Source organism: Cyanobium sp. ATX-6F1 (assembly GCF_047395825.1).
Lineage (GTDB): Bacteria > Cyanobacteriota > Cyanobacteriia > PCC-6307 > Cyanobiaceae > ATX-6F1.
In genome coordinates this window covers 1568554-1594730 of record NZ_JBCEBF010000001.1, presented here as the reverse complement: position 1 = coordinate 1594730, position 26177 = coordinate 1568554, and the positions used below count along the sequence as shown (strand labels likewise).

Annotated in this window: 21 protein-coding genes and 13 pseudogenes; 23 read left to right on the top strand and 11 right to left on the bottom strand. The window is 66.1% G+C overall.

The genetic code is table 11. From position 1 onward, the window contains the following. Nucleotides 1-57: 57 nt before the first annotated feature. The 4 genes and pseudogenes from AAF143_RS09120 to AAF143_RS09105 all read right to left on the bottom strand — a co-directional run bounded on the left by AAF143_RS09120 (nucleotide 58) and on the right by AAF143_RS09105 (nucleotide 5685). Nucleotides 58-1797: an efflux RND transporter permease subunit gene (locus AAF143_RS09120; protein ID WP_414026821.1), complete on the bottom strand. Its 1740-nt coding sequence runs from the start codon at nucleotides 1795-1797 to the stop codon at nucleotides 58-60. Further along, nucleotides 1695-3289 (bottom strand): annotated as a pseudogene (locus AAF143_RS09115) (efflux RND transporter permease subunit). The gene AAF143_RS09120 and the pseudogene AAF143_RS09115 overlap by 103 nt, the downstream one beginning before the upstream one ends. Before the next feature lie 78 nt (nucleotides 3290-3367). After that, a pseudogene (locus tag AAF143_RS09110) lies at nucleotides 3368-4478 on the bottom strand (efflux RND transporter periplasmic adaptor subunit). 79 nt (nucleotides 4479-4557) lie between these two features. Further along, nucleotides 4558-5685: an efflux RND transporter periplasmic adaptor subunit gene (locus tag AAF143_RS09105; RefSeq protein ID WP_414026820.1), complete on the bottom strand. Its 1128-nt coding sequence runs from the start codon at nucleotides 5683-5685 to the stop codon at nucleotides 4558-4560. Nucleotides 5686-5777: 92 nt separating this feature from the next. On the opposite strand from AAF143_RS09105, the pseudogene AAF143_RS09100 reads away from it, so the two are divergent. Next, a pseudogene (locus tag AAF143_RS09100) lies at nucleotides 5778-7897 on the top strand (AAA family ATPase). 117 nt (nucleotides 7898-8014) lie between these two features. Here AAF143_RS09100 and AAF143_RS09095 read toward each other — a convergent pair. Together AAF143_RS09095 and AAF143_RS09090 are read right to left on the bottom strand one after the other, a co-directional pair. Next, on the bottom strand, nucleotides 8015-8419 hold the full coding sequence (locus AAF143_RS09095) for a hypothetical protein (protein WP_414026819.1): 405 nt from the start codon (nucleotides 8417-8419) through the stop codon (nucleotides 8015-8017). A 390-nt stretch (nucleotides 8420-8809) separates the two neighbouring features. Then, nucleotides 8810-9490 carry a 4'-phosphopantetheinyl transferase family protein gene (locus tag AAF143_RS09090; RefSeq protein ID WP_255001558.1) on the bottom strand — a complete coding sequence of 227 codons (681 nt, stop codon included), beginning with the start codon at nucleotides 9488-9490 and terminating at the stop codon, nucleotides 8810-8812. A gap of 36 nt (nucleotides 9491-9526) precedes the next feature. Here AAF143_RS09090 and bcp point away from each other — a divergent pair, with 36 nt between their 5' ends. Then, nucleotides 9527-9994, top strand: coding sequence for a thioredoxin-dependent thiol peroxidase (gene bcp / locus AAF143_RS09085; protein ID WP_254988848.1), 468 nt, complete (start codon nucleotides 9527-9529; stop codon nucleotides 9992-9994). Here bcp and AAF143_RS09080 read toward each other — a convergent pair. Further along, complete coding sequence (locus AAF143_RS09080; protein ID WP_254988849.1) at nucleotides 9972-10529, bottom strand: type III pantothenate kinase; 558 nt, start codon at nucleotides 10527-10529, stop codon at nucleotides 9972-9974. The genes bcp and AAF143_RS09080 overlap by 23 nt on opposite strands. A gap of 143 nt (nucleotides 10530-10672) precedes the next feature. After that, nucleotides 10673-11441: pseudogene (locus tag AAF143_RS09075) on the bottom strand (phosphoadenylyl-sulfate reductase). 73 nt (nucleotides 11442-11514) lie between these two features. Between AAF143_RS09075 and AAF143_RS09070 the strand changes: the two are divergent. The 14 genes and pseudogenes from AAF143_RS09070 (at nucleotide 11515) to AAF143_RS09005 (ending at nucleotide 20670) form a co-directional block, all read left to right on the top strand. Continuing rightward, a pseudogene (locus AAF143_RS09070) lies at nucleotides 11515-12704 on the top strand (NAD(P)/FAD-dependent oxidoreductase). Beyond that, entirely contained in the window at nucleotides 12680-13381 is a 702-nt protein-coding gene (locus AAF143_RS09065; RefSeq protein WP_414026818.1) for an HAD-IA family hydrolase, read from the top strand. Before AAF143_RS09070 ends, AAF143_RS09065 begins: the two are co-directional and overlap by 25 nt. 27 nt (nucleotides 13382-13408) lie before the next feature. Further along, nucleotides 13409-14014: a hypothetical protein gene (locus AAF143_RS09060; RefSeq protein ID WP_414026817.1), complete on the top strand. Its 606-nt coding sequence runs from the start codon at nucleotides 13409-13411 to the stop codon at nucleotides 14012-14014. Next, nucleotides 13929-14228: pseudogene (locus AAF143_RS09055) on the top strand (GTPase HflX); the annotation flags it as partial. The gene AAF143_RS09060 and the pseudogene AAF143_RS09055, both read left to right, overlap by 86 nt. A gap of 98 nt (nucleotides 14229-14326) precedes the next feature. Further along, nucleotides 14327-14826: pseudogene (gene hflX, locus AAF143_RS09050) on the top strand (GTPase HflX); the annotation flags it as partial. 293 nt (nucleotides 14827-15119) lie between these two features. Beyond that, a pseudogene (locus AAF143_RS09045) lies at nucleotides 15120-15756 on the top strand (peroxiredoxin). Between the two features lie 10 nt (nucleotides 15757-15766). Further along, nucleotides 15767-16474 (top strand): annotated as a pseudogene (locus AAF143_RS09040) (anhydro-N-acetylmuramic acid kinase). Continuing rightward, nucleotides 16471-16695 carry a hypothetical protein gene (locus AAF143_RS09035; protein ID WP_414026816.1) on the top strand — a complete coding sequence of 75 codons (225 nt, stop codon included), beginning with the start codon at nucleotides 16471-16473 and terminating at the stop codon, nucleotides 16693-16695. Before AAF143_RS09040 ends, AAF143_RS09035 begins: the two are co-directional and overlap by 4 nt. A 36-nt stretch (nucleotides 16696-16731) precedes the next feature. Next, complete coding sequence (locus AAF143_RS09030; RefSeq protein ID WP_414026815.1) at nucleotides 16732-16896, top strand: anhydro-N-acetylmuramic acid kinase; 165 nt, start codon at nucleotides 16732-16734, stop codon at nucleotides 16894-16896. Between the two features lie 421 nt (nucleotides 16897-17317). Further along, the gene (locus AAF143_RS09025; RefSeq protein WP_233128780.1) at nucleotides 17318-17638 is read left to right on the top strand and encodes a hypothetical protein; all 321 of its coding nucleotides are present in this window, start codon (nucleotides 17318-17320) and stop codon (nucleotides 17636-17638) included. 78 nt (nucleotides 17639-17716) lie between these two features. Then, on the top strand, nucleotides 17717-17995 hold the full coding sequence (locus AAF143_RS09020; RefSeq protein WP_254988856.1) for a hypothetical protein: 279 nt from the start codon (nucleotides 17717-17719) through the stop codon (nucleotides 17993-17995). A gap of 260 nt (nucleotides 17996-18255) precedes the next feature. Then, nucleotides 18256-19958, top strand: a pseudogene (locus AAF143_RS09015) (ABC-F family ATP-binding cassette domain-containing protein); the annotation flags it as partial. Nucleotides 19959-20165: 207 nt separating this feature from the next. Then, on the top strand, nucleotides 20166-20312 hold the full coding sequence (locus AAF143_RS09010) for a hypothetical protein (protein WP_414026814.1): 147 nt from the start codon (nucleotides 20166-20168) through the stop codon (nucleotides 20310-20312). 130 nt (nucleotides 20313-20442) lie between these two features. Then, the gene (locus tag AAF143_RS09005; RefSeq protein WP_414026813.1) at nucleotides 20443-20670 is read left to right on the top strand and encodes a hypothetical protein; all 228 of its coding nucleotides are present in this window, start codon (nucleotides 20443-20445) and stop codon (nucleotides 20668-20670) included. Here the strand turns inward: AAF143_RS09005 and AAF143_RS09000 are convergent. Beyond that, nucleotides 20667-21719 (bottom strand): annotated as a pseudogene (locus AAF143_RS09000) (trypsin-like peptidase domain-containing protein). The gene AAF143_RS09005 and the pseudogene AAF143_RS09000 sit on opposite strands and share 4 nt — an antisense overlap. Before the next feature lie 399 nt (nucleotides 21720-22118). Here AAF143_RS09000 and AAF143_RS08995 point away from each other — a divergent pair. The 7 genes and pseudogenes from AAF143_RS08995 to AAF143_RS08965 all read left to right on the top strand — a co-directional run bounded on the left by AAF143_RS08995 (nucleotide 22119) and on the right by AAF143_RS08965 (nucleotide 25589). Next, complete coding sequence (locus AAF143_RS08995; RefSeq protein ID WP_094561643.1) at nucleotides 22119-22415, top strand: DUF2973 domain-containing protein; 297 nt, start codon at nucleotides 22119-22121, stop codon at nucleotides 22413-22415. A gap of 43 nt (nucleotides 22416-22458) precedes the next feature. Continuing rightward, nucleotides 22459-22842, top strand: a complete 384-nt coding sequence (locus AAF143_RS08990) for a hypothetical protein (protein ID WP_094561644.1) — start codon at nucleotides 22459-22461, stop codon at nucleotides 22840-22842. Beyond that, entirely contained in the window at nucleotides 22820-23311 is a 492-nt protein-coding gene (locus AAF143_RS08985) for a DEAD/DEAH box helicase (protein ID WP_414026812.1), read from the top strand. The genes AAF143_RS08990 and AAF143_RS08985 overlap by 23 nt, the downstream gene beginning before the upstream one ends. Continuing rightward, on the top strand, nucleotides 23311-24192 hold the full coding sequence (locus AAF143_RS08980; protein WP_414026811.1) for a helicase-related protein: 882 nt from the start codon (nucleotides 23311-23313) through the stop codon (nucleotides 24190-24192). The genes AAF143_RS08985 and AAF143_RS08980 overlap by 1 nt, the downstream gene beginning before the upstream one ends. Continuing rightward, a complete protein-coding gene (locus AAF143_RS08975) occupies nucleotides 24183-24533 on the top strand; it encodes a hypothetical protein (protein ID WP_414026810.1) in 351 nt (116 codons plus the stop codon). The genes AAF143_RS08980 and AAF143_RS08975 overlap by 10 nt, the downstream gene beginning before the upstream one ends. Beyond that, nucleotides 24520-25272, top strand: a pseudogene (locus AAF143_RS08970) (ATP-dependent helicase C-terminal domain-containing protein); the annotation flags it as partial. The gene AAF143_RS08975 and the pseudogene AAF143_RS08970, both read left to right, overlap by 14 nt. Continuing rightward, on the top strand, nucleotides 25224-25589 hold the full coding sequence (locus AAF143_RS08965; RefSeq protein WP_414026913.1) for an ATP-dependent helicase C-terminal domain-containing protein: 366 nt from the start codon (nucleotides 25224-25226) through the stop codon (nucleotides 25587-25589). The pseudogene AAF143_RS08970 and the gene AAF143_RS08965, both read left to right, overlap by 49 nt. Here the strand turns inward: AAF143_RS08965 and AAF143_RS08960 are convergent. Both AAF143_RS08960 and AAF143_RS08955 read right to left on the bottom strand, forming a co-directional pair. Next, nucleotides 25537-25686, bottom strand: a pseudogene (locus AAF143_RS08960) (HAD family hydrolase); the annotation flags it as partial. The gene AAF143_RS08965 and the pseudogene AAF143_RS08960 overlap by 53 nt on opposite strands. Nucleotides 25687-25747: 61 nt before the next feature. Beyond that, nucleotides 25748-26176, bottom strand: a complete 429-nt coding sequence (locus AAF143_RS08955; RefSeq protein WP_414026809.1) for an HAD family hydrolase — start codon at nucleotides 26174-26176, stop codon at nucleotides 25748-25750. Nucleotide 26177: the final 1 nt, after the last annotated feature.

The following is a 26177-nucleotide window of genomic DNA, read 5'->3' as shown; positions in this document are numbered from 1 at the left end:
CAATCCTCGTGAACAAGCCGAATCCCCAAGGCCTTGAGTGACGGGGATTTGCAGCCATCAATTCGGCCCGGAAGTGGTGGGAACAGAAGCGGGCTTGGAATCACCGCTACCACCCTCACCAAACCAACGCTCCTCCAGCTGCTTGATCAGCACATAGAAGGGAGGCACTACGCCCAGCGACAGCACCGTGGCCACCAGCAGGCCACCAAAGATCACCGTACCCAGCGACTGTTGGCTATTGGCACCGGCGGTGGTGGCCACCACCAGGGGAAGGAAGCCGGCCAGCGAGGCGATCGCGGTCATCAGGATCGGTCGCATGCGGGATTCGGCGGCGGCCATGGCCGCTTCGGCAACGCCCATGCCCTCCTCAAGATGCTGTTCGGCCACTTCCACAATCAGGATGCCATTCTTGGCCGCCAGGCCGATCAGGGTGACCAAACCCACCTGGGCATAGATGTTGAGGTCAATCGAGCGCAACGCCAGAAATACCAGGGCACCCAACATGGCCAGCGGCACCGTCATCAGGATGATCACCGGGGTGACATAGCTCTCGTACTGGGCGGAGAGCACCAGGTAGACGATGAGGATGCCCAGGCCGAACACTAGGACGCTGGCGCTACCGGCCGAAAGCTGCAGCGAAGCCAGGCCGGTGAAGGCATAGCCAATATTGTTGAAATCCTGCTGCTTGAAGATCTGCTGAATCGCCGCCAGAGCCTGGCCCGAACTTTTTCCAATCGCCTCAGCACCCTGCACAAGCACGGTGCGGTAGAGGTTGTAGTGGCTGATCACCGGAGGTGCACTGGTGAGCTCAGATGAGGCAAACTCACTCACCTGCACCAGCTTGTTGTCGCGGTTGCGCACGTAGTAACTGAGCACATCCTCCAGGGTGCTGCGCCCAGACGCCTCTGACTGGACATAGATGTTGCGCACCTGTCCATTTTCATAGGTGAGGCCCGAGTAATTACCACCGGCGAGCACAGCAATCGTCTGCATCGCCTGCTGGAAGTCGATGTTCAAAGCCCCCATGATCGAGCGATCGATCTTCAAACCGAAGGCCGGAGCACTTGGGATGAACTGGGTATACAGACTGGAGAACTGATCCGAAGCCGTCCCCGCTGCCACCAGCTGCTGGGCCAGACCATCGAGCTGGTTGAAGCTGTACGCCCCATTGCTCAGATCATTGAACTGGAAGTAGAAACCACCCTGGGCCGAAAAGCCAGGAATGGCGGGCGGCTGAGCCGCCACCACAAGCCCGCTGCTGATCTTCGAGAGCTTGGTATTGAGGCGATCCACAATGGCGGGGGCCTTCTGATCAGCACCACTGCGCTCCTCAAGAGGCTTCAGTCCGAAGAAAAACACCCCTTGATCGGGGCTGGAGCCATTGAAGCCATAACCGCTCACCACCGCAGCAGCCACAATGTCTGGCTCAGCCTTGAGCACCTTGGCAATCTCTAGGCCGGTCTGCTGAGTTTGGCTCAGGGAGGCTCCATTCTGGAGTTGGTAAATGCCCAAGCCGTAGCCCTGATCTTCCTCAGGAATAAAGGCCGATGGCAGGGCTGAAAAGGCCAAAACCGTGAGCACGATGCCACCAGCAAGGCCAGCCAGCACGAATTTGCGCTTACGGATCAGCACCTCAAGCAGCCGGGCATAGCTGGTCTGCAGCCAGGCAAAAAATTGGTTGAAGCGATCGAAAATCAGGGCGAGTCGGCTGCCGGCCAGGCCGAACACCACCACACCAAACAGATAGGAGCCAACTCCGAAGGACGCCGCACTGAATCTGCCGAACGCCAGACCCACCACCACACCGCCAACCGTCCAACCCCAGCCCTTCGGCTTTGGGGGTTGCTCGGATTTAGAAGCAGAGCCGACATCATCGGCGAAAAAGTCAGGGCGTTAAACGTGGAAATGGCGATTGAGAAAGCGATTGTGAGCGCAAACTGCTTGTAGATGATGCCGATGCCACCTGGGTAGAACGCCACGGGCACAAACACCGCCATTAGCACCAACGATGTGGCAATCAGGGCGCCGATCAGCTCACCCATACACTCCATCGCCGCCTTGCGTGGGCTCATGCCGCGCTCAAGATTTTTGGAGACGGCCTCAATCACCACAATCGCGTCATCCACCACCAGACCCGTGGCGAGCACCAAACCCAGCAGGGTGAGCTGGTTGATCGAAAAGCCGAACGCCTTGATAAAGGCAAAGGTGCCGATCAGGGAGATCGGAATCGCCAGGCTGGGAACCACCGTGGCGCGCCAGTTCTGAAGAAACAGAAACAGGATCACCAGCACCAGCACAATCGCCAGACCCAAAGCATCGGTGACGCCCTCCACGGCCGATTCGATGAACTGTCCGATGTTGTAGATCTGCGTCACAGTGACGCCGGGGGGCACCGCCTGGGAGAACTGGTTGATCACCGCCACGACGGCTTCCGACACATCGAGAGCGTTGCTCTCAGGGGTTTGGAACACCGCAACGGTGATCGATGGGTAACCATCGAAACTGACCGCCTGCTGGGCAAAGGTGTTGAAGCCATAGGTGGCCTGGCCCACATCGCGCAGGCGCAGCAGATTGCCCTGGGGAGACTTGCCAACGATCAAGTCGTTGAGCTGCTCGACCGACATCAAGTTGCCGTTGTCGGCCACCAAAATTGGGTAAGCAAACAACTGATCACCGCCAGCAGGCGCTCCGCCCACCAGACCGCCGATGGCGACACTATTTTGACTTCGGACGGCGCTGACAATCTGGTCGGCCGTTAGCTGATTCGCGGTGAGCTTGGATGGATCAACGAACAGCCAGAAGGCGGGATTACTGCCGCCCAACAAATTGACTTGAGCAACACCTGGAACCCTGCCAAGTTGATAATAGAGCTCTTCGTAGATGAGGCCGTTAATATAAGGCGCATCAAATTGGCCCTGGGTCGAAGTGACCTGATAGGCCAGCAAGATCGAGGAGTGCTTTGCATCACCGACACACCCGTGGCCGACACCTGCTGCGGCAACTGGGGCATGCCCAGGGACACGCGGTTCTGCACGTTCACCTGGTCAATATTGATATCGGTATCCTCGTCGAAATAAACCTGAATGATGCTCTGGCCGGTATTAGAGCTGGTTGAAGAAATGTAAGCCGCACCAGGCACACCATTGATCTGCTGTTCCAGCGGATTGGTAACGGCCTGTTCGGTCACCAACGAGTTAGCCCCGCCGTAATTTGCCGTCACCTGAATCAGCGGCGGCGCGATATTGGGCAGGTTTTCAATCGGCAGGCTTGGGATCGCAATGATCCCCATCAACACGATCAGAATGCTGCAGACGGTGGTCAGAACCGGCCGCTTGATGAACTTATCGGAGAGTGACATGGGTGGTCCTCAGTTCCCACCCGACGCCGAGGCCTCGGCCAGCTTCACCGGCATGCCGGATCGCAACAGCGCCGTATTGCTCACCACCACCCGATCGCCAGCCTGCAAACCAGAGAGCAAGGGATAACGATTACCTTCGAGGGTGCCGAGTTTCCACCGGCGTTTGCACCACGATTGGCGTCTGTGGAGGCAGGGCTTCCAGCTTCTGCTTCTGGGCGTCTGGGATCTCGGTGGACGCCCGAATCTTGGCCAGCACTTGGCTTAGGCGGAAGACGCGGTAAACAAACGGCTGCTGGGCCTGCATCATCACGGCCTGCACCGGCACCGAGAGCTGACGGCTGCTGCCGGTGATGATTCGGTTGCGCACAAACTGACCGGTCTTGAGCTTGCCGGTGAGATTGGGGAAGGACGCCTTCACCAGCACGGTGTTCGGCGATGAGTCAGTGCCACTGACGCCGTAATAGGGAGAGATGAAAACCACCTTGCCGGTGTTGGTGACGGGCGGATTCCCCTGGGACTGGAGCTGCACAGACTGGCCCAGCTTCACCCGGGAAGCCTGGGTGGCGGGCACATCCATCAGGGTCCAGAGATCCCGGTTGTCAACGATGCCGGTGATCGCCTGGCCTTGGCGCACGTAATCCCCGAGCTTGACGGTGTCGAGATCGCCGATCTCCCCACTGATCGGGGCGGTTACATACTTGTAGCCGAGATCAGCCGCCTTGGCTCGCGCCTGGTCGCGGGCCTGAATCGCCTGGGTGACGTAAAAATCGCGTTCCTTGGTGGACACTGCCCCCTGCTGGTTCAGAAAGATGTAGCGCTCGGCGTTGACGAGATCCTTACGGGCCTCGGCCTTGCTGGCATCGAGGCTGGCCGATTGCTGCACGTTGTCGAGCACCAGGATGGGCTGGCCCGCCTTCACCTGCTGCCCCTGGGTTGCCAGGATCTTGACGACCCGTCCATCCACTTCGGGCCGCAGGGCCACATCGGCGGTGGATGCCAACCGGCTGATCACCTCGATCGACGGGCTGAAGCTGGACTCAGCAATGGTTTCGGTCTGCACCACCAGGGGCTGCCGTGCCACCGGCTTGGCTCCGCACCCGACCAGCAGCAGACCCGCCAAAGAAAGCGCCGAAATCGCTCGGGCCACACAGTTTGAGCATGAGCCCGCAAATTAAATGACTATCCAGAAATTGCTTGCCTCATGGGGCTTTTGAGACGGAGTTCCCCGCCAGCTGCACCGGAGCGCCGTGGCGCAGGTTGAGCAGGCCAGCCGTGATCACCCGATCACCCGGCTGCAGGCCCCGCCGCACGGGATAGCGATTGTCCTGCAAATCGCCAAGTTGCACCGGTGTCTGCAGGGCAAAGCTGGTGCCTGGTGGCAGTTTGCGCAGCTCTGCCATGGGTGCCTTGCCAGGTTGCCGTTCCAGATCCGCCAGGCTTCCCACCACATAAACAAATGACTGGCCCGCCAGTTGGGTCACCGCCGTGAAGGGCAGCGCCAGCTCCTCACGTCGGTCGAGCACCAAGCGGGTGCGGCTGCGCTGGCCGTTGCGCAGGTTGCGGCGGGGATTGGCAAACGCGGCTTTTACCAGCAACGTCTGGGTGGAGGCCGTCACCCCCGGATCTACCGAGCTCACCTGACCCTCCGCCAGGGGCTGGGAGCTGGCGGGATCGAGCAGCAGCACCCGCTGGCCCGTCCGCACCTGCCCGGCGTAAACGGCCGGCACATCGATGCGGGCGAGCAGGCGATCGTTGCGAATCAAGCGAGTGAGGGGAACCCCCGGCTGGATCACGTCGCCTTGCTTGACGCGCAGATCGGCCACAATGCCGCTGATCGGAGCCCGAAGGTCTTTGAAAGCCAGATCCGCCTGCCGCGCCACCAGCGCCTCCCGCGCGGCGACGTAAGCCTGCCGGAATTCATCCCGTTGCAGGGCGCTGGCGGCACCTTGGCGGGCGAGCTCCTGGTAGCGCTGGTAGTTGAGCTGGTTGGTCTGCATCTGGGCGCGGAGGCTGGCCACCTCCGCTCGCAGCTGGGTCTGGTCGAGCACCAACAGCAACTGGCCCTGGCGCACCGAATCGCCCTGGCGCACCAGCAACTGCTGGATCCGCCCTCCGGCCTGGGCCGCCAGATTCACTTCGGCTGCTGCCTCGAGGGTGCTCACCGTGTCGAAACTGGCCTGAAACGCAGCCGGCTCGATCAGCTGGCTCTGCACCAAAGGCAATCGCCGGGCCGATTCAGGCTCCTGGCGGCAGCCCAGCAATAACCCGGCTGCCACTGCAGTTGATAGGGCAGTCGCCAGCCCGGCCCCGAGGGCGGAAGAGCGCACGATGGAGCAGGCAGACCGCATGGCCGGAGCGTATCGCCAGCGGGCCGATGATGGGTGGCGGCGGGAGTTGCCGCGAATCCCCGTGAGCGCCCTTGAGCGACCTGTTCAGCCATCAACGCGACATCACCCTGGAGAAGGTGGCGCCCCTGGCCGACAGGCTGCGCCCCCGGAGTCTCGACGACTTCGTGGGCCAGGAATCGATCCTGGGCCCCGGCCGCCTGTTGCGCCGCGCCATCGCCGCCGACCGGGTCGGCAACCTGATCCTGCACGGCCCACCCGGCGTGGGCAAAACCACCATGGCCCGGATCATCGCCGGCAGCACCCGGGCCCACTTCAGCAGCCTCAATGCCGTGCTCGCCGGCGTCAAGGATCTAAGAATTGAGGTGGACGGTGCCAAGGAGCGCCTGGCCCGCCACGGCCTGCGCACCACGCTGTTCATTGATGAGGTGCACCGCTTCAACAGCGCCCAGCAGGATGCCCTGCTGCCCTGGGTGGAAAACGGCACGCTCACCTTGATTGGCGCCACCACCGAAAACCCCTACTTCGAGGTCAACAAAGCCCTGGTGAGCCGTTCGCGGCTGTTTCGGCTGCAACCCCTGGAACCACCCCACCTGCACCAGCTCCTGGATCGGGCCCTGCGGGACGCCGAAGTGGGCTATGGCGACCGGTCGATCCGGGTGACCCAAGAGGCCGCCGACCACCTGGTGGATGTGGCCGGCGGCGATGCCCGCAGCCTGCTCAATGCCCTGGAGCTGGCGGTGGAAACCACCCAGCCCAATGGCGACAGCCAGATCGTCATCGACCTGACGATCGCCGAGGAGTCGATCCAGCAGCGGGCAGTGCTCTACGACAAGCAGGGGGATGCCCACTTCGACACGATCAGTGCCTTCATCAAGTCGCTGCGGGGCTCCGACGCGGATGCGGCCCTGTTCTGGCTGGCCCGGATGGTGGAAGCCGGCGAGAACCCCCGCTTCATCTTCAGACGCATGCTGATCGCCGCCGGCGAAGACATCGGCCTGGCCGATCCCCAGGCGGTGGTGGTGGTGGAAGCCTGTGCGGCGGCCTTCGAACGGGTGGGCCTGCCCGAGGGGCTCTACCCCCTTGCCCAGGCGGCCCTCTACCTGGCTGGAGCGGAAAAAGCAACAGTGTGCTGGGCTTCTTCGACGCACTTAAGAGCGTGCGGGAAACCAACCGGCAACAGGTGCCGTCCCACCTGCGGGATGCCCATCGCGATGGCCAGGCCTTCGGCGATGGGGTGGGTTACCGCTACCCCCATGCCTACGCCGAGCACTGGGTCGCCCAGCAATACCTACCCAACTCACTCCAGGGAGAGGTCTTCTGGCAACCCGGCAACCTGGGTTGGGAGGGCCAACGGCGAGAACGGCTGCAGCAAAGGCGGGCCGCCCAACTGGCTGCCGCGGCCGAACTGGCCGCCGATCAGGGCGATGTGCTGAGCAGCAGCCCGGACGATCCCCAGCTGGAGCGCTGGCTGCAGCGCCAGGCCACCGCCGAAGGAGAACGGCTCGACGACCTGAGACGCCGGTTCTGGGACGGCGCCCACTGGCAGCGGCACGACCGGGTGCTGGTGCTGGAGGCGCGATCGTTGCTGTGGGCCCTCGACCCGCTCGCCGCCACCCCGGAGGGCGGCGTGGTGATCACCGTGGGGCAACCATCCGACCTGGAGCGGCTGCAAGCCCAGCTGCAGGTGCTCGATGCCCTGCGCCAACCCCAACTGCTGGTGGTACAAGCCGACGCTCCCGCCAGCCTCCGATCCCAACTCGAGCCCGGGGAGGGGTCGCGCTTCGACTGGGCGGTGGCACGGCAACCCTGGCGCGGGCTGAACGCCCAACAGATCGACACGTGGATTGCCGCCGTGGGAGCCCAGATGAGTGCCAACGGCCAATGGCGACTGCTGTTCAGCACCCCCCAACTGGGGCCAGCCGCCGGGCTGCAAGCCTTGAGCCGCGCAGCCGAGCCCGCCCTCCAGCCGCTGCTCGAGGAGCTCAGCGCCTTGGAACGCCAACAGCTGCAACAGGAGCCCAACCCTGGCCAGCTGGCCAGGCAAGCCCTGATCGACCAGGGCTGGCGCGTGGAGCAACAGCACTGGCAGGAAGCCCTCCAGCTGGAGCTATCAACGGTGCTGCTGGCACGCTGGCTGGCACCGGAGAGCACCTATCTGCAGCAGCTGAACGCCATGCGCGGGGCTCCCTAACCCCTGCCGCGATCGAGCTGCTGCAACAAGGCTTCCAACGGCACCTGGGCCAGCAGCTGCCCCAAACGGTGGCGCACACCCTGCTGCGCGCCCACAAGCGCTGAGCAGCGGGCTCACTTATGGCTGTACCTGCGGAAAAGGAGCATGGGTAGCGCGCATGTCGGCAAAGGGATCGGCCATCTGGTTGGCCTGGATGTAGGCGGGCAGGAACACAAACCCCGACAACATGGAGGTGGGCTGGGGATCACCCTGGCAAGGGCCTTCAGCACGGACACTTTTTGCTCCGGTAGTGGTATCGCAGAAGTCGGCCTGACGCATATCCGTTAACAGTGCATTGATGATGCCGGCCGAGGAGATCTGAGCGTCACGGGCGTCCGCAAGGATCGCCGATCGCAGAGCCTGCATCACGTGGGTATTTAAGCTCCGGGAGGGGAAATAGCTGGCGATTTGGTTGTTGAGGAACTTTTCACCAGCTTCCGAAAAAAGGAAGCGGGAAACACCAATGAAGTCGACGCCATACAATTTTTCATGCCCTCACGCATCTCTTCAGCGGTCCAACCGGAGCGATTCAAGCCAAGCTCCAGACACCGATTGATGATTTCGCCAGACTCTAAAAACGTATTCAAGGCGTCTTGATTAGTGGGTCGCACCGAACCATGGGGACTCCAGCGAACCGGCAGGTTGTTGTTGCCAGCCGCCAACATTGGCAGGGCCACCACCGAGAGGGCCGTACCCACAAAAAGGGACGACAGTAAACGCATAATCACAAGAATAACGGATCAGTCCATTCAAACTTAGTCAGGCACTGCCGCATGTCAGAAAAGAAGCGGAATGGATGGCGCACATTGGCACAAAAGTGAAAACCTAGTCTGCCATCAGTTGCAACTTAAATATTATGGCAATCGTGCTCTCCTACCGAAGGGCCGAGGCGCTATGCAGGCTGGGCTCGGCACAGCCAGCACCAACCGCGGCCCAACGCCAACCGGCATGCACTGCACTGCGGCAATCCGGCTGCACGCCGTCGCCCAAGTGATGCAATCGCCCGCTGGAATCGTCGTAACACCACTGGCTGAGCTCGGCCGCCAAACTGCGCTGGCGCCATTTGATGGCGGCTTCCTTGAGCACCCAGCTGGTGAGCACCGCCTGCCGCAGGTCCTCCCCGGCCAGGCCCTGCAGTCGCGCCTGTTCCGCCACGGGATAAAACCGCCGCAGCAGCCCGGCCGCATCCAAGGGGCGGCCCGCCGGTTCGAGATCCACCCCAATCGGCTGCCGGGAGTAGCCGATCAACAGCCCCTCGCCGCTATGGCTGAGGCTGATCCAGCCCAACCCCTGATCGAGTCGGGGCGGGCAGCCGGGCGGGCTGTGCAGGGGAACCTGGACCGGCCCCAGGCCCAGCACGGCGGCCAGTTGCTGCCGTAGTGCTGCCCGGCTGTACCAATAGCGCTGGCGCTGACCCTCGGGCAGCCCCTCGCCCCAGCCCCGCTCCAGGGGCGAGAGGCTGCTGAGATCAGCGCCCCGCAGCGGGCCCAACCAGAGCTGGGGCTGCTGAGGAGAAACCTTCAGCGACCGATCCAAGCCGATGCCTAGGCTCACGTGCGTCTTAATTCTGCGTCCAAGCTGGAGCGTTCCATGGCCCTAAAGATCGGTGATCCAGCCCCGGATTTCAGCTTGCCCAACGAGGCGGGCGAAACGGTCAGCCTGTCCCAGTTCAAGGGCCAGCGGGTGGTGATCTACTTCTATCCGAAGGACGACACCCCTGGCTGCACCAAGGAAGCCTGCAATTTCCGCGACCAGTGGGACGCCTTTGCGCAGCACGGCATCACGGTGCTGGGCATCAGCAAAGACGGAGCAACCAGCCACGCCAAATTCATCGCCAAATACAGCCTTCCGTTCACCCTGCTCAGCGATGGGGAGCCCTGCCCCGTGGCGACGGCCTACGAGAGCTATGGACTCAAGAAGTTCATGGGCAAGGAGTACATGGGCATGATGCGCCACACCTTCGTGGTGGATGCCGATGGCAAGCTCGAAAAGATCTACACGAAGGTGAAGGCCGAAACCATGGCCGACACCATCCTCAGCGACCTGGGTCTGGCCTGAGGGCTGCCAGGGCCTCGAGCACCAACGCGGGAGCGGGCTGCACCTGGAGGTCACCCTCCACCAACAGCTCCCGCACCAGCGGCAACAACAGCTCCCCATCGCCGCCCGTGATCCAGAGGCGACAGCAAGGAGCTTCCGCCACCGCCTCCCGGGCAGCCTGGGCCACCGCGGCCGCCAACCCCCGCAACACCCCGGCGGCCATGGCCTCAGCGGTGGCACTGGGCCAGCGCTGCTGAGGCAGCGCCACGGGGAGCTCCAGCCCGGGCAAGCCGGCGGTTCCGGCACCCAGGGCCCGCAACTGCAGGGCCGCACCCGCCAGCAGCTGTCCGCCTGCAAAACAGCCCTCGGCGCTGACCCGGGTGAGGCTCAAGGCGGTGCCGGCATCGGCCACCAGCACCGGTGCCCCGCTCTGGTGCCAGGCCCACCAGGCACCCAGAGCACGATCCACCCCCAACCAAGCGGGCAGATCACCCAGGGGCACATCGCCGCTCAGCACGCGTCGCTCCAGCGGCAACCAGGCGGGCACCGGGCCCACGGCGGCCCAGGCCGTTAGCCCTTCAGGCTTCTCCGCGCCTGGAACCCCGCTCCAGCAGCGAAGCGATCCGGGTTGGCCCGTGGCCCAGTGCCATCGGCTGTTGCCGATCAACAGCCAACGAGCCTGCCCAGCCGGATCGGCGCTCAGATGCCCTCGCCCATCAGCCCAGGCAGATGAATGCCGCACTCCTGCTTGAGACCACCGAAGCGGGTGGCCCGGCCGCTGACATCAGCGGCGTCGGGAGCACTGGAGTGCCAGTCCCCCACAGTGGAATACCCCTGCTCAAACAGCGGGTGCTGGGGCAACTGGTGCTCTTCCATGTAGTAGTACACATCCCGCTTGCTCCAGGACAGCAGCGGGTGCAGCGACCAGCGCTGCCGCACTGGATCGAGCGGCTCCATAGCCCGGCGGTGATCGGTCTCGGCTGCCGCGCACCCCACTGGCCCAGCAGGTCACCCCCAACTCGGTGAGGGCCCGGTCGAGGGGCTCCACCTTGCGGATGCGGTGGTAGAGCTCGAGATCTCCCACCTGCTCGGTTTCCCAAAGCCGGCCATGCAGCGCTTCCATCCGAGCCGGGCTGATCGGCGACTGGGCCACCACCAGGTGGAGCTGAAGCTGCTGAACGAGCCGATCGGCGTATTGGTAGGTCTCCGCGGGCAGATAGCCCGTATCCACCCAGATCACCGGCACCGGCAGGCCGGTTTGCTGGCCCAGCGCGCTCACCATGTGCAGCAGCACCGCCGATTGGATGCCGAAACTGGTGGTGAGGGCAAACCCCGCCCCGAAGGTGTCCTGGGCCCAGCGCAGCCGCTCCTGGGCCGACAGCGCGGCCAACTGCTGCCGTGTCGCCGCCAGATCAATCGGCTGACCGGCGCCATCGAGAGGAAGCGTGGGGGCGGAGGCCGACTGCATCAGGACATCATCGCCCTTGGGCTGGGCTGCTGGTTAGGGTTCGATCGACGGTGTTGGCAGTGGACCACAACCAATGGCGGAGTCTGTGGCGACGCCGGCAACGGCCCCGGTGCTGATCGTGGGAGGAGGGTTTGGCGGGCTCTACACCGCCCTGGCGCTTGCCACCCGGCGCCAGCATCCACCGATCCTGCTGATCGAACCGAACGATCGCTTCTTATTTCTGCCGCTGCTCTACGAGCTTCTCAGCGGTGAACTGCGCAGCTGGGAAATTGCCCCCCGCTACGACACGCTTCTGGCCGGCAAAGGCGCGGCCTGGCTCCAGGATCGGGTGGTGCGGATCGACACCGCAGCCTCTCGGGTGCACACCGCCGCGGGGCGAGGCTCCCCTACAGCCGGCTGGTGGTCGCTACCGGAGCCCAGTCCAACAGTTTCGGAATTCCGGGCGTCACGGAGCACAGCCTCGGCTTTCGCTCCCTGGCCGATGTGGAGCGCCTGCAGCGCCTGATCCACAGCCTCAAGGAGCGCGCCAGGCCGCTGCAACGGCTGGCGGTGGTGGGTGCCGGGGCCAGCGGCGTGGAACTGGCCTGCAAGCTGGCCGATCAACTCCAGGGCAGCGCCATTGTCGAGGTGATTGAACAGGGGCCAGGTCTGCTGCCCCAGGCCAAAGCGTTCAACCGCGAGCAGGCGGATCTGGCCCTGCAGCGGCGGGATGTGCGCTTGCGCACTCACACCCATGTGGAGGCCGTGGAGGTCGGTGGCCTGTTGCTAAAGGGACCAAGCGGACCCGAGCACCTCAGCGTTGATGGCGTGATCTGGACCGCCGGCCTGCGCTTCCAGGCCCCGGAGCTCAGTCCCGAACCTGCTGCTGTGACCGACCGCCTCGGGCGGCTGGTCTGTGAGCCCAGCCTGCAGCTGCGCAATCACCCCCACGTGTTCGCCCTCGGCGATATCGCCCACGTGGACGCCGAGGACGCGGACCAAGCCCTGCCCGCCACCGCCCAGGTGGCCTTCCAGCAGGCCGAGTGCCTGGCCGGCAATCTGTTGAAATCGCTGGCCCAGGAGCCGCTGGAGGCCTTCCACTACACCGACCTCGGCGAAATGATGAGCCTTGGCGAGGGGGAAGCCAGCCTCACGGGCGGGGGATTCACCCTGGCCGGTGCGGCGGCATTCCAGATCCGCAAACTGGCCTATCTGACCCGCCTGCCGGGCCCCTCCCATCAGCTGAAGGTGGCCGCCGGTTGGCTGGCGGACTGGCCGCGATGACGCCGCGCGGCCTGTTGCTCGATGCCATGGGCACCCTGATCGGTTTGCGCAGCAGCGTGGGCGCCACCTATGCCGAGCTGGCCGCCCACCATGGCCTCACGGTGGATCCCGCCGCCATCGATCGGCACTTTCCCCGCATCTACCGGCAGGCGCCACCCTTGGCCTTCCCAGAACTGGCCTCCCCGGCTCTGGACAGCCCAGCCCTGGAGGAGGCCGAGATCGGCTGGTGGAGCGCCCGGATTGCCGAGGTGCTGGCCGCCGCCGGTGCCGAGGGCCAGGGAGAGGACGAGGGCGTCGGCGCGGAATCTGAGCCGCCACCGGAGCTGGGACGGGCACTGTTCCGCCGCTTTGCCCAGGCCGACCTCTGGCGGGTCTACGACGACGTACCGGCCCATCTGGAGGCTTGGCACCGCCGCGGCCTGCGGCTGGCGGTGGTCAGCAATTTCGACAGCCGCCTGCCAGGGCTGCTGGACAGCCTGGGCCTGGGAGAGTGGCTAGAGGCCGTGGTGGTGTCGTCGGCGGTGGGAGCGGCCAAACCCGATCCCCGGCCCTACCAGCAGGCCCTGGCCCAGCTCAACCTGACCGCTTCAGAGGTGTGGCACGTGGGCGACAGCCCGGAAGATGGCACCGGGGCCCACGCCGCCGGCATCCGCTGGGTGACGGTGCAGCGCCCATGAACCACCTCGCCCCCTGGCCCACCGGTGGTGAAGCAAGGCGTCCTGGCGGGGCGCACGGCCGGGCTGAGGCCGTCCCAGAAACGGCGCCTGGAGAGGCTCTGCCACCGCCGCCACCCCGACGACCAGGTGGCCGAGCTGCTCTGCCTGCAACGGCTGGCCGGCGAAAGCCGCGAGCTCGAGCTGCCCCTCACCCTGGTGGTGGATGGCCGCGGCCTGTGCCGGCTGCTGTGGGTGGGGCCCCTGGAGCAATCGGGCAGGTTGCTGGAGCGCCTCCCTGGCTCCGACCGCCGCCAGGGCACAGACCTGCGCTTGCTCACCTGCTGCGGCCGCACCAAACAGCTCCAGCCAGGGCGTCAGGAAGGGATCGTGGGGCTGGATCTGGCGCCCCGGCTGTGGCTGCGCTTTGGCGACCAGCCCCAATCCGGGGGACATTGGCCCGCGCAGCTGCTCGTGGCCCAGCCCGACGCCCCAGACCCCTGGGTGAGCGACGACGAGGCGGATCTGCTCCAACTCTGCAACCGCGATCACCTCAGCATCGCCCCTTCCCATGAGCCAGCCGCGACAACGGCGGCTGGCTCCCCCGGCCAGAGCCACCTCAGAACGGGTACTGCTGCTAGTCCTCACCCCCGGTGATCGGGGCGCCGCCCAACGGTTGATCGCCGAACTGGAAGGCTTGGTGGGCAGTGCCGGCGCGCTGCCGGTGGGGGTGGTGGAACAGCGGCGCAGCCAGGTGGCCCCCCAAACCCTCTGGGGCGAAGGGAAGGTGCTCGAAGCGGCGCTGGAGGCCCGGCGCGTGGGCGCCACTCTGGTGGTGACCGACCGGGAACTCACTCCGGTGCAGGCCCGCAACCTCGAGCGCCTGCTCAACCTGCCGGTGAGCGACCGCAGCGAACTGATTCTCGACATTTTGCCCAGCGCGCCGCCAGCGCGGCCGGGCGCCTTCAGGTGGAGCTGGCCCAGCTGCGCTACCGGCTGCCACGGCTCACGGGCCGCGGCCGCAGCCTGTCGCGGCAGGGGGGCGGCATCGGCACCCGGGGGCCGGGGAAACCCAGCTGGAGAAAGACCGCCGCGCCATCGCCCGCCGGATCGAGCGGCTCCAGCGCGAGGTGACCCAGCTCGGCGACCACCGGGCCCGCTTGCGCCGCGGCCGCCAGGGCCTGCGGCGACTGGCGCTGGTGGGCTACACCAATGCCGGCAAAAGCTCTCTGCTCAACGCCCTTACCCGCGCCACGGAGGAGCAGGCCGTGCTGGCGGAGAACAAGCTGTTCGCCACTCTGGATCCCACCACCCGTCGGATCGAATTGCCGGAACCGGTGCTGGTCACCGACACCGTGGGCTTCATCCGCGATCTGCCGCCGCCTCTGCTGGAAGCCTTCCGCTCCACCCTGGAGGAAACCCTGGAGGCCGACGGGCTGCTGATCGTGGTCGACCTGTCCGATCCGGCCTGGCCGGAGCAGTGGCGCACGGTGAATGGGATCCTCGACTCGCTCGGGGCCGTGGCTCCACGGCGCCTAGTTGCGAATCAAATCGACCGCTGTGCCGCCGGAGAAATGGAGCGGGCCCGGGCCCTCGAGCCCTTGGCTCTGTTCGTCTCGGCCACCGCCTCGCCTGGGGCTGCAGCACCTGCGCCAGGAGCTACGCAGCTGGCCCGTCGATGGCGGCGGGACCACGAACACCACATCCGAGCGCTGAGTTGTGGCACGATCACCTCTTCGTTGCATCTTGCCCTGCAGCTGCCATGGCCCTTCAACTCGGCGACACCGTTCCCGATTTCACCCAGAATTCCCAGCTGGGTCCGATCAACCTGTACGACTTCGCTGGCGACAGCTGGGTCGTGCTGTTCTCCCACCCCGCCGACTACACCCCGGTCTGCACGACTGAACTGGGCGAAGTGTCCCGGCTGCGCCCCGAGTGGCAGAAGCGCAACGTCAAAACCATCGCCCTGGAGCGTGGACTCCGCCGAGAGCCACAACGGCTGGATCTGCGACATCAACGAGACCCAGAACACCACCGTCGACTATCCGATCCTGGCGGACGCCGACAAGAAAGTGAGCGATCTCTACGGGATGATCCACCCCAACGCGCTCAACAACCTGACGGTGCGCTCGGTGTTCATCATCGACCCCAACAAGAAGCTGCGCCTGCAGATCACCTACCCCGCCAGCACCGGCCGCAACTTCAATGAAATCCTGCGGGTGATCGATTCCCTACAGCTCACCGACAACCACTCCGTGGCCACCCCGGTGAACTGGAAAGACGGCGACGACTGTGTCGTGGTGCCCTCCATCCCCACCGACGAGGCCCGCAGCAAGTTCCCCAAAGGCGTCACCGAAGTGAAGCCCTACCTGCGCATGACTCCCCAGCCCAACAAGTGAATCGGGCCTGATGCGGGTGTTGGGGTTGATGAGCGGCACCAGCGCCGATGGCGTGGATGCCGTGCTGGCCAGCTTTACCGGCCCACCCCAACACCCGCGTTGGCACCTGGACGCCCATCACTTCAGCCCCTACCCCGCCGAGCTGCAACACCAGCTGATCGGCATCGGCCAGGGGCAACCGTGCAGCACGGCGGAGTTGCTGGAGGTGGCGGAAGCCGTCACCGAACAGCAAGCCCTAGCGGCCCGAGCCTGTGATCCAACCGGCAGGGCCCAGCTGGTGGGCTGCCATGGCCAGACCCTCTGGCACCGACCGCCCCAGGCCGGCCGCCGAGGTGCCAGCTGGCAACTGCTGCAGGGGCCGCTGCTGGCCGAGTTGCTGGGAAGACCCGTGGTGTTCGATTTCCGCAGCGCCGACCTGGCCCTCGGCGGTCAGGGGGCGCCACTGGTGCCCCCGCCGACCAGGCCCTCGCTGGGACGCAGCGGCGGTTGGCGAGCGGTGCTGAATCTGGGGGCATCGCCAATCTCACCTTGATCCCGCCGGTCAGTGGCCCTCCAGCGCCACCTGCCGGTGTGGGGCTGGGACTGCGGGCCCGCCAACACCCTGCTGGATCTGGCCACCCGCCAGTTCAGTGGTGACCAGCTGACCTACGACGCCGATGGGGCCTGGGCCCGCCGCGGCCGGATCGATGAGGCCCTGATCGAGGCGCTGGTTGAATGAGCCCTACTTCCAAACGCCGCCGCCGAAGTCCACCGGCCGGGAGCTGTTCGGCCAAGCCGACCTGGAACGGCGGCCTCAGCGAGCTCGGGAACCGAACCCCAGACGATGCCCTGGCCACCCTGACCGGCTTCAGCGCCGCCGTCGTCGCCCAGGAGCTGGGCCATGGCCCGCAACCGATCGAACTACTGGTGGCCGGCGGGGCTGCCGCAATGGCCTCCTGATGGAGCAACTGGCGGCAGCGCTGCCGCGGCCTGATCGTGCGCCCCCTGCAGGAGCTGGGCATCGGTGAAGCCGAACGCGAAGCCCTGGCCTTTGCCCTGCTCGCCTGGTGGCACGCCCGGGGCCACCGGGGCAGCCCGCCATCGGTCACCGGAGCCAGTCGGGCCGCGGTGCTCGGGGTCTGCGCCCGGCCCCAGGCCTGAGCGAACGCTCCAGTTCAGCCCGGACGGTGCAGCCGAACCCGACGCGGTGCACCGCGCAGGCGCTGGGGGGGTCTGGCCCTGACGGGCTTCCAGCCCTTGGCGGAACAGGGCAGCCTGCAGCTCGGCCTGGGTGCGGGGGTCGGGCGGGACTGGGGCCTGCTCCAGCCTCTCGACCCCCTGCTGAATCAGCACCTTGGCCATGTTGCTGACCGTGCGGGATTCGGAGCTCCAGCCAGCTCAGCAAGGCGCTGGCAGAGGTCTTCCGGCAACACCACCTGAATGCGCGGCGATTTGGCGCTTGCCACTGGAAGAGGTCTGCCGAGTCGCCACGCGGGGATCAGGAAAGAAATCAAAAGCCAGGACCTGCTGGCTACCCAAGAGTGTACAGAGATAGGCAAGGGTAGTATCCAAGACTATGCTGATGGCATTCATCCCCTCGGAGGTGCACCCCGTGCCCCGTTCCTCCACAACCCGCTCTGCTGGAGCCACCACCAACAGCCGCAAACGCCGCACCGCCGAGCGCAGCGACGTGCTGGTGTCGGCCGTGATCAGCACGTACCTGCTCACCCACCTGCATCACGTGCTGCAGCGGGCCGAATACGGCGCCGAGCAGGAGGGTCGCCAGGCCCTCGCCGCCAACTACGCCGAGCTGCGCAAAGTGCTCTGCCTCGATGCCCGCAGCATGGAAGACGCCTCCGCCTGCGGCACGCCGGAAAGCGGCGAAGGCCGTCGCGCGGCTTGATGGCACCTGCCCAAGCCGCAATCGCGCTGTGTGCCATTGGTTGAGAGCCAGTAACCTCGGCCCATCGAGCTGTCTGCCATGACTGCCAGCAACGTGAATGCCAGCAACTTGAATGCAGGCAACTTGAATGCAGGCAATGCCGCCGAGCTCTATGGCCGGATCAGCGCAGACCAAGAGTTAACCCAGGCCCTGTTCCGGCAGGCCCTGCAGGATCCCAACGGCGCTGTGGGTCGGATTGTCGACCTCGGATCGGCTTTCAACCTGCCCGTCACCGCTGATGAGGTGCGCCGTTACGTCGCCAGCCTCGATGACAGCGACAGCAAGCAGTGGCTGGTAAAGGCCCGGGGCGGCCTCTGAGGCTCCGCTCCCGGTCGGGACGCCGATCCCTGTCGCCACCGGCCCAACTGAAGAAGAGCCAGTAACTGACGATCGCCAGGCCAGCTGCGACCACCAGGGCCGCCACCTGCTCTAAGCGCTTGATCATCGCTGGCACAGGAGCTCTCTGAATGGAGTCTGCACCAGGTAGCCCAGCGCCCAGCCCTCTCCCGATCGGCCACCAGGGATGATGGTTTGGAGCAGCTGGCCCGGTTGCTCGCCCCTCGCCTTTCCCAGACTCCGTGCTCCGCCTCGAACGCATCGGCAAGATCTATCCCACCGGTGAGGTGCTGCGGGACGTCACCTGGGAAGTGAAGGCCGGCGATCGCATCGGCCTGGTGGGCGTCAACGGGGCCGGCAAATCGACCCAGATGAAGATCATCGCCGGGCTTGAAGAGCCCAGCAGCGGCGCGGTGGTGAAGCAGGGCGAACCCCGCATTGCCTACCTGCAACAGGAATTCGACGTGGATCCGGCCCGCACGGTGCGGGAGGAGCTGTTCCAGGCCTTCGGCGAAGCGGCTGAGGTGCTGATGCGCCAGCACGCGGTGGAGCACGCCATGGCCAGCGAACAGGCGGCCACCGATCCCGACCATCTCGATGCGCTGATCCACGAGCTTGGACAGCTGCACAGCCGCTTCGAAGGCCTGCACGGCTACGAGCTCGATGCCCGCATCGACAAACTGCTACCCACGATCGGCTTCACGCCCGAGGGCGCCGAGCAGCTGGTGGGCGATTACTCCGGCGGTTGGCAGATGCGCATTGCGCTGGGCAAAATCCTGCTGCAGGAGCCGGATCTGCTGCTGCTCGACGAACCCACCAACCACCTGGATGTGGAGAACGATCCAGTGGCTGGAGGGCTACCTGGTCGAGCAGACCGCAGCCCTGGTGGTGATCAGCCACGACCGCACCTTTCTGGATCGGGTCTGCAACCAGATCGTGGAAACGGAGCGTGGGGTATCGCGCACCTACCTCGGCAACTACAGCCAGCACCTCGAACAGAAAGCCTTGGAGCGCGAGGCCACCCAGGCAGCCTTCGAGCGTCAGCAGAAGGAACTGAGTGCCCAGCAGGCCTACATCGATCGCTTCCGGGCCAGCGCCACCCGCTCCACCCAGGCCAAGAGCCGCGAAAAATTGCTGGAAAAAGTTGAGCGCGTGGAGGCCCCGATTGAGAGTGTCGGCGGTCCGCGCTTCCGCTTCCCTGAAGCCCCCGCTCAGGGCGGCTGGTGGCAGAGATCCAGAACCTCACCCACAGCTACGGCGACCAGATCCTGTTTCTAGGGGCGGAACTGGAGGTGGAGCGGGGCGACCGCATTGCCTTTGTAGGGCCCAATGGGGCCGGCAAATCCACCCTGCTGCGGCTGATCATGGGCAGTGAGCAACCAGAAGACGGCGCCGCCCGGCTGGGGGAGCACAACGTGGTGGCGGGCTACTTCGAGCAAAACCAAGCCAGAAGCCCTCGACCTCTCCAAAACCGTGATCGACACGATCTTCGAGATCGTTCCCGACTGGACCCAAACCCAGGTGCGCTCCCTGCTGGGCAGTTTCTGCTTTTCCAACGAAAGCGTGTTCAAGGAGGCCGGCAAGCTTCCGCGGTGGCGAGAAAGCCAGGCTGGCCCTGGCCCTGATGCTGCTCTCCCCCTGCAACCTGCTGGTGCTGGACGAACCCACCAACCACCTCGACATTCCCGCCAAACAAATGCTGGAGGACGCCCTGATCGACTACGAGGGGCGCCGCCCTGCTGGTGAGCCACGACCGCTACTTCATCTCCCGGGTGGCCAACCGGATTGTGGAAATCCGCGATGGCCAGCTGGTGCTCTACCGGGGTGACTACGCCTACTACCTCAGCAAGAAAGAGAAGAGGCCGAACTGGCACGCCAGGAGGCGGAAGCCCAGCGCAAGGCGGCCAAACAGGCTGCCAACAAAGCTAAGCAGGCCTCCCGACAAACTTCAGGCCAAAGCGAGCTGAAGCCATCGCGCCGCCTGCGCAACACACAACTTCACGGTCCCTTAGGCAGGAAGACTCATTTCAGTGGTGCCCCTGGGTTGGTGTGCATAGGCTGACAAGACGTCGCTTCTGGTGGAGATCATGGGTAACGGACACATGGGAACCGAAATCTGGGTGGAGCCCCCTGGGCAGTGGTGGCTTCCGGCATGGAACACGCCGGGATGGCCTCCCACAGCGAGGCCTACAACGCCGGCGATGCGATGGAGGTGTACTTCGAGTGCATCACCACCTGCTCCCTGGACGACGGGGCCTGTGTGACCCGCTGCGTGGAACAGCTGCGCGAGCAGTCCTGAGCTCCGCAGGGCGCCCCCAAACGCACAACAGCAAATCCGCACAGACGCGGCGCCCTGTTGCAACGGCTACGCACGCAACTGAAACACTTTGTAGCGTTGGAACGTCCAGCAGCTCCCAGCGGTGCGTGCCATGTCCGAACCACTCGCCCTCAGCCTCGGCCAGCAATTTGAGCTGGAGCGGATGAACAGAGCCATCGAGGCCACCGCCGATCCCCAAGCCCTGCAGGGCATCGCCAAACAGCTCCCGCAGGCCTGGCACAGCCAAAAGGCCGCCACCCAGTGGGTCATGCGCCAACAGCTCGGCGCACCACCCAAGATCCCCACAGGCCTCCCCCACCAGTGGGGGCAAGAGGGCTAAGGCGTCACACCCAACTGGGCCGGCACCACCGTGATCTGAATCACTCGTCCGGCCCGGTTGATGCTCAGCGGCAGGCTGCCCCACTCCAGCCCGCTCCACCGCGGCCACCAACTGGGGTGGGTTGGCAAGGGCTTGTCCACCGACCGCCACGATCACATCGCCCTGCTGCAGGCCAGCCCGGGCCGCCGGGCTACCTGACTGCACCGACATCACTCGCACCCCCTGGCTCAGGCCCGTGCCATCGCCGGGTCTGACTGCGTCGAGGCCCACGCCGATCACTGGATGGCTAGCCCGACCCGTGGCCACCAGCTGACGGGCGATCTCCCTAGCCCTGTTGATGGGGATCGCAAACCCCAAGCCAGCCCCCGGACCGGAGCGCACCAGGGTGTTGATGCCGATCACCTCGCCGTCCGCGTTGAGCAAGGGCCCGCCGGAATTACCAGGGTTGATGGCCGCATCCGTCTGAATCAGGTCCAGCCGCTTGTCGGTGATGCCGAGCTTGCTGGCATTGCGGTTGAGGTTGCTGATGATCCCCATCGTCACGGTGTTGTCGAGCCCGAAGGGATTGCCCACGGCAATGGCCCATTCGCCCACCTGCAGCGTGTCGGAATTACCCAGGGGCGCCACTGGCCAGGGCCGCCGCCGGCCAGCTTGACCACCGCCAAGTCGGTGAGGCGATCCAATCCGACCACCGTGCCCTGTAGGCGGCGGCCGTCCTGCATCCCCACGGTCACCCGGTCGCTCTTTTCCACCACATGGGCGTTGGTGAGCAGCAGCCCATCAGCCTGATAGATGAAGCCGCTGCCGGTGCCGCGCTCGGTGCGTTGCGAGGGCTGCTGCAGCTGGGGCATGCCGAAGAACTGGCGGAACAGCGGGTCGTTGAGCAGGCCCCGCGGCAACCCGCCACCGACCCCGGGCACCACCACGGTGCGCTCGGTGTCGATGGTGACCACGGCTGGCCCGGCCCGGCGCACGGCGGCCGCCACAAACGACTGGCGGGCCAAACTCGGCGCGACAACCCCCTGGGCACGGGCGGCACCAGCACCCAGGCCGGCTCCAACCCCACCACCCCTTCTCCCGCCGACACCAGCAGCCCCGCGGCGAGCGATCCGGAACACAGCCAAGGCCCAGTACGCAATCCAGCCATCACCACGGCACAACAACTGGCGAAACCCTAAGCAGATCCACCCCAGCCACCAGGGGAGATCCCCACCAGACGAGCCAGCGACCCCAGCAAGCACGGCGAGCCGCAGCCAGCGCCAAAACCTCTACAGTTAGTAAATATTTCCATCAAGTCATGGACATGGAGCGGCTCCTGCTTGCATTCCTGGCTTTCGGAGCCGCCTGCACCACCCTGTGGGCCTGGATGCTGGCCAACACCAGCAGCACAGAGCAGGCAATGATGGGGAGGCGACACGACTCCCCTGATCTGCGGCCAACCCCCGGCCATGAACGCCTTGATCTCCCAGCTCTTCCCGCTTCTGTACGGCGCCTGTTTCCTGGTCCTGCTCTGGCAGGCATTCAAGGTGATGGGCCAGGGCTTTCGGGCCGTGCCGCGCCCCGGTGATCGCGATGCGGCCGGCAGCAGCACCATCACAACGGCAACCGGCAACGACCGCACCGGGCGGCTCACCATCCATCCCGAATTGCTGGACGCTGACGGCCAGCTCACCCAAGAAGACTTGCTCACCGTGCGCTTCAGTGGCGACAACGAACAGCCTGCTTACCCCGGTGACCCCAGCTGAATAGGCTCACCGTTGAGCACGTGCTTTTCAGCGGAGACAGACGGTGGATCAACGGACCCGAATCGTGGCTGCAGTGCTGCGCAATCTCAAGCTGCCGCCGCGTTTTCGCCTCAAGCTGATCAAAGAGGATCCGATCCGGCTCGAGCTCAGCATCACCCCCGCCTACGGCAAAGATCCGATCCTGGTGGGCCTGGTGGAATCCCAGGACCTCGTGGCCCGGCGCGACCGCGAAGGCCGCATCCCCCGCGACCTGCAGGGCACCTGGGACTGGACCGTGCGCCACGGCAAGGTGAGCACGGGCGGCTGGAACCCTTACCTCAAAGAAGCCCTGCAGACCATGTTTGAAACCGGTCTGCCGGCGATTGTGTACGAAGAGCTCACCGGCGAGGCCTACCACCCGGTTGATGGCGTTCGCCACGTGCGCTGAGGCGGCCACGCCAGCGCCCCTGCCCATCGATGGCCTGCTGGCGCCCCTGCTGGAAGCCTGCTCCCCGGGGGCAACAGTGCTGCTCCAGGCCCCGCCGGGCGCCGGCAAAACCACCCGGGTGCCGCTGGCCCTGTTGGCCGGATTGGGCTCCGGGCGGATCTGGATGCTGGAGCCCCGCCGCCTCGCCGCCAAGGCAGCGGCTCAGCGGCTGGCGGCCGAACTGGGCGAAGCGGTGGGGGAACGGGTGGGCTACAGCGTGCGGCTGGAATCCCGCACGTCGGCAGCCACCCGCCTGGAGGTGCTCACCGACGGCCTGTTCCTGCGTCGCCTGCAGCGCGAACCCGCCCTCGAGGGGGTCGACTGCCTGATCTTCGACGAGTTCCACGAGCGCGGCGCCGACACCGACCTGGCCCTGGCCCTGGTGCGCCAGGTGAGGAGCTGTTGCGGCCAGATCTGCGGCTGGTGGTGATGTCGGCCACCCTCAACCTCGCCCCCCTGGCCGTGCAACTGCCGGAGGCCACCGTGCTCAGCAGTGAGGGACGCTGCCATCCGGTCGCGATCAGCCACCAGCCTCCGCGACCGGGCGAGCGGCTGGAGCAGCAGGTGGTGCGGGGGCTGGAGCAGCACTGGCTCGACCAGCGGGGCGATGGCGAAACGGTGCTGGTGTTTCTGCCAGGGCTGCGCGAGATCGAAGCCTGCAGCCGGGCGATCAGCGCCACCGCCTGGGGCGGGGAGATCGACTGCGTTCCCCTCCACGGCAACCTGCACCTGGCCGCCCAGAGCCGCGCGATCGGTCCAGCCCGCCACCCGGCCGGCAAGGTGGTGCTGGCGACCTCCATCGCCGAGAGCTCCCTGACCCTCGCGGGCGTCACCCTGGTGCTCGACAGCGGCCTGAGTCGCCGCACCCGCTTCGATCCCGGCAGCGGACTCGACGGGTTGGTGACCGTGCCCGCCAGCCAGGCCAGTGCCGAGCAACGGGCCGGCCGGGCCGGGCGCCTGGGCCCGGGCCGCTGCCTGCGCCTGTGGTCGCCCGCCGAACAGCAACGGCGCCCCGCCTACGACCCACCGGAGTTGCTGGACGTGGATCCGCTGCCCCTGGCTCTGCAACTGGCCCAATGGGGCGATCCCCTCGGCACCGACCTGACCTGGCTCGACCCGCCCGCACCGGCCCCCCTGCACGAGGCCCGCCAACGCCTGGAGCAGCTCGGCGCCCTCGACGCGCAAGGACGACTGAACGTCCATGGTCAGCAGCTGGCCCAGCTGGGACTGCACCCGCGCCTGGCCCAGCTGCTGCTGCTGGGCGCATCCTCGGGCAACTCGATCTGGCCAGCGCTCTGGCGGTGCTGCTGAGCGAGCGCGATCCCCTGACGCGCCAGGAGGCCGGCAGTGATCTGCTGCGCCGCCTCGACTGGCTGGGGCAGGCGGGTGGCGCCGATGGGCCACGTCGACGCCTGCGCCAGCTGCAGGCCCAGCTGCGCCGCCAGGTGCGCCAGCTGCCCTCCCAGCAGAAACCTCCACCACAGACCGCAGCCGCCCCCACCGCAACGACGTCCAACGCAACCACGTCCACCGCAACCACCGTGGCCCAACTGGTGGCCGCGGCCTTTTCCCGAACGGCTGGCCCTGGCACGCCCCGGACAAGCCGGCAGGTTTCTGCTCAGCGGCGGCCGCGGGGCCGTGCTCCACCCTGACGACCCCCTGGTGGCCTGCACCGCATTGGCAATCGCCCAGCTGGATGGCCAGGGCCAGGATGCCCGCATCCAACTGGCCGTGCCCCTCGTTCCCGAACAGCTGCGGGAGCTCGCCGAGCAGCCTGGCGGCCAGGGGCGCACAGTGCTGGAGGCTCGCTGGGATGGGGAGAGCCAGCGGGTGCGCTGCGAACGCAGCCTCCGCCTCGGAGCCCTGGTGCTGGAGCGCCGCCCCTGGGCAGAGGCCGACCCCGAGCGCATCCGCAGCGCCCTACTCGACGGGTTGCGGCAGCTGGGATTGGAGGTGCTGCCGTGGGATCGCAGCAGCCGCCAATTGCAGCAGCGCCTGACCCTGGCCCACCAGCAGCTGGGCGATCCCTGGCCCGATCGCAGCCTGCCCCAGCTGCTGGATGACCTGGAGCACTGGCTGGGCCCCCATCTGCTGGGTCTGCGCAGCCGCGACGAGCTTCAGGGCCTGCCCCTGGCTGAAGCCCTCTGGGGCGACTGCGCCTGGAGTCTGCGCCTGGAGCTGGAGCGGCTGCTGCCGCCCGCTTTACCAGTGCCTTCCGGCCGTGCAGTCAACCTCGACTACAGGCGGCCAACCGGTGCTGGCGGTATAGCTGCAGGAACTGTTCGGGGCCCGCGCCAACCCCACGGTGCTCGACGGCCAGCTGCCGGTGAGCAGGTGCACACCTGCTCACCGCCCCAGCGGGCCGGCCGGCGGCCATCACCCAAGACCTGGCCGGCTTCTCGGCAGAACAGCTACCCGGAGGTGCGCAAGGAGCTGCAGGGCGCTACCCCAAGCACCCCTGGCCGGAAGATCCGCGCCAGGCCCAGGCCACGGCCCTCACCAAGGCGCGCCTGCAGGAGGGCAAGCGTTGGCGCTGGGGCAGCAAGTGGCCAAATCCAAAGTGGTGCAAGCCTTCGCAGATTCCCTCACACCCGGGGAGCGGGCCACGTAGGTGCCGCGCAAACGGTGGGCCTCCGCCCGCAACGCTGGCTCGGCATTGCCCACCATCACCCCGGCCAGACCGGTTTCGAACATGGCCAGGTCATTGAGGGTGTCGCCCGCGGTGACGACCAGGGCGGGATCAATCTCCAGGGCCCGCACCAGGGCCTGCAACGTGCTGCCCTTGTTGACTCCGGCGGGGAGCACATCGAGGTAGCGGTTATCCGGAGAGCAGGCAATCGACACCGTGGGCCTTCCAGCTCGGCGATCAGGCCATGATCGAAGGATTCGGGGTCGTAGTAGTAGGCGAGCCTCCGCTGGCTGCTAATCGGCTGGGGGAAACCCCCGCAGCCCCGGCCATCACCGCCAGCACACGGTCGGGCTTGCCCTGCCAGCGGGCCTCAATCGGATCCACCGCCAGGGGCAGCGGCTCCAGGCTCGCTCCGCAGGCCACGGTGCAACCCACATCGCCGATCACCAGATGCGGCGCCCGTAGGCCCACGTGCTCGTCTTCCGCCAGCAACCGGGCCACGGAGCCCAGGTCGCGGCCCGTGCAGAACACATGCAGCACCCGGCCACGCTGCTGCTCCAGCCAGGCGTAGAAGCGGCGACGCTCCGCGAGTGATCCGCCCAGCAGGGTGCCATCCAGATCGGTGACGAGCACCAGCTCGGGCTGCTCCGGCAAGGGGGCCGACAAC

Bases quoted from the DNA above. Each gene is read 5' to 3' on its own strand.
- AAF143_RS08995 (WP_094561643.1), top strand. From the start codon at position 22,119: ATGAACGCCTTGATCTCCCAGCTCTTCCCGCTTCTGTACGGCGCCTGT.
- AAF143_RS09035 (WP_414026816.1), top strand. From the start codon at position 16,471: ATGAGCCCTACTTCCAAACGCCGCCGCCGAAGTCCACCGGCCGGGAGC.
- AAF143_RS08985 (WP_414026812.1), top strand. From the start codon at position 22,820: ATGGCGTTCGCCACGTGCGCTGAGGCGGCCACGCCAGCGCCCCTGCCC.
- AAF143_RS08980 (WP_414026811.1), top strand. From the start codon at position 23,311: ATGTCGGCCACCCTCAACCTCGCCCCCCTGGCCGTGCAACTGCCGGAG.
- AAF143_RS09025 (WP_233128780.1), top strand. From the start codon at position 17,318: ATGGCATTCATCCCCTCGGAGGTGCACCCCGTGCCCCGTTCCTCCACA.
- AAF143_RS09010 (WP_414026814.1), top strand. From the start codon at position 20,166: ATGGAACACGCCGGGATGGCCTCCCACAGCGAGGCCTACAACGCCGGC.
- AAF143_RS09020 (WP_254988856.1), top strand. From the start codon at position 17,717: ATGACTGCCAGCAACGTGAATGCCAGCAACTTGAATGCAGGCAACTTG.
- bcp (WP_254988848.1), top strand. From the start codon at position 9,527: ATGGCCCTAAAGATCGGTGATCCAGCCCCGGATTTCAGCTTGCCCAAC.
- AAF143_RS09005 (WP_414026813.1), top strand. From the start codon at position 20,443: ATGTCCGAACCACTCGCCCTCAGCCTCGGCCAGCAATTTGAGCTGGAG.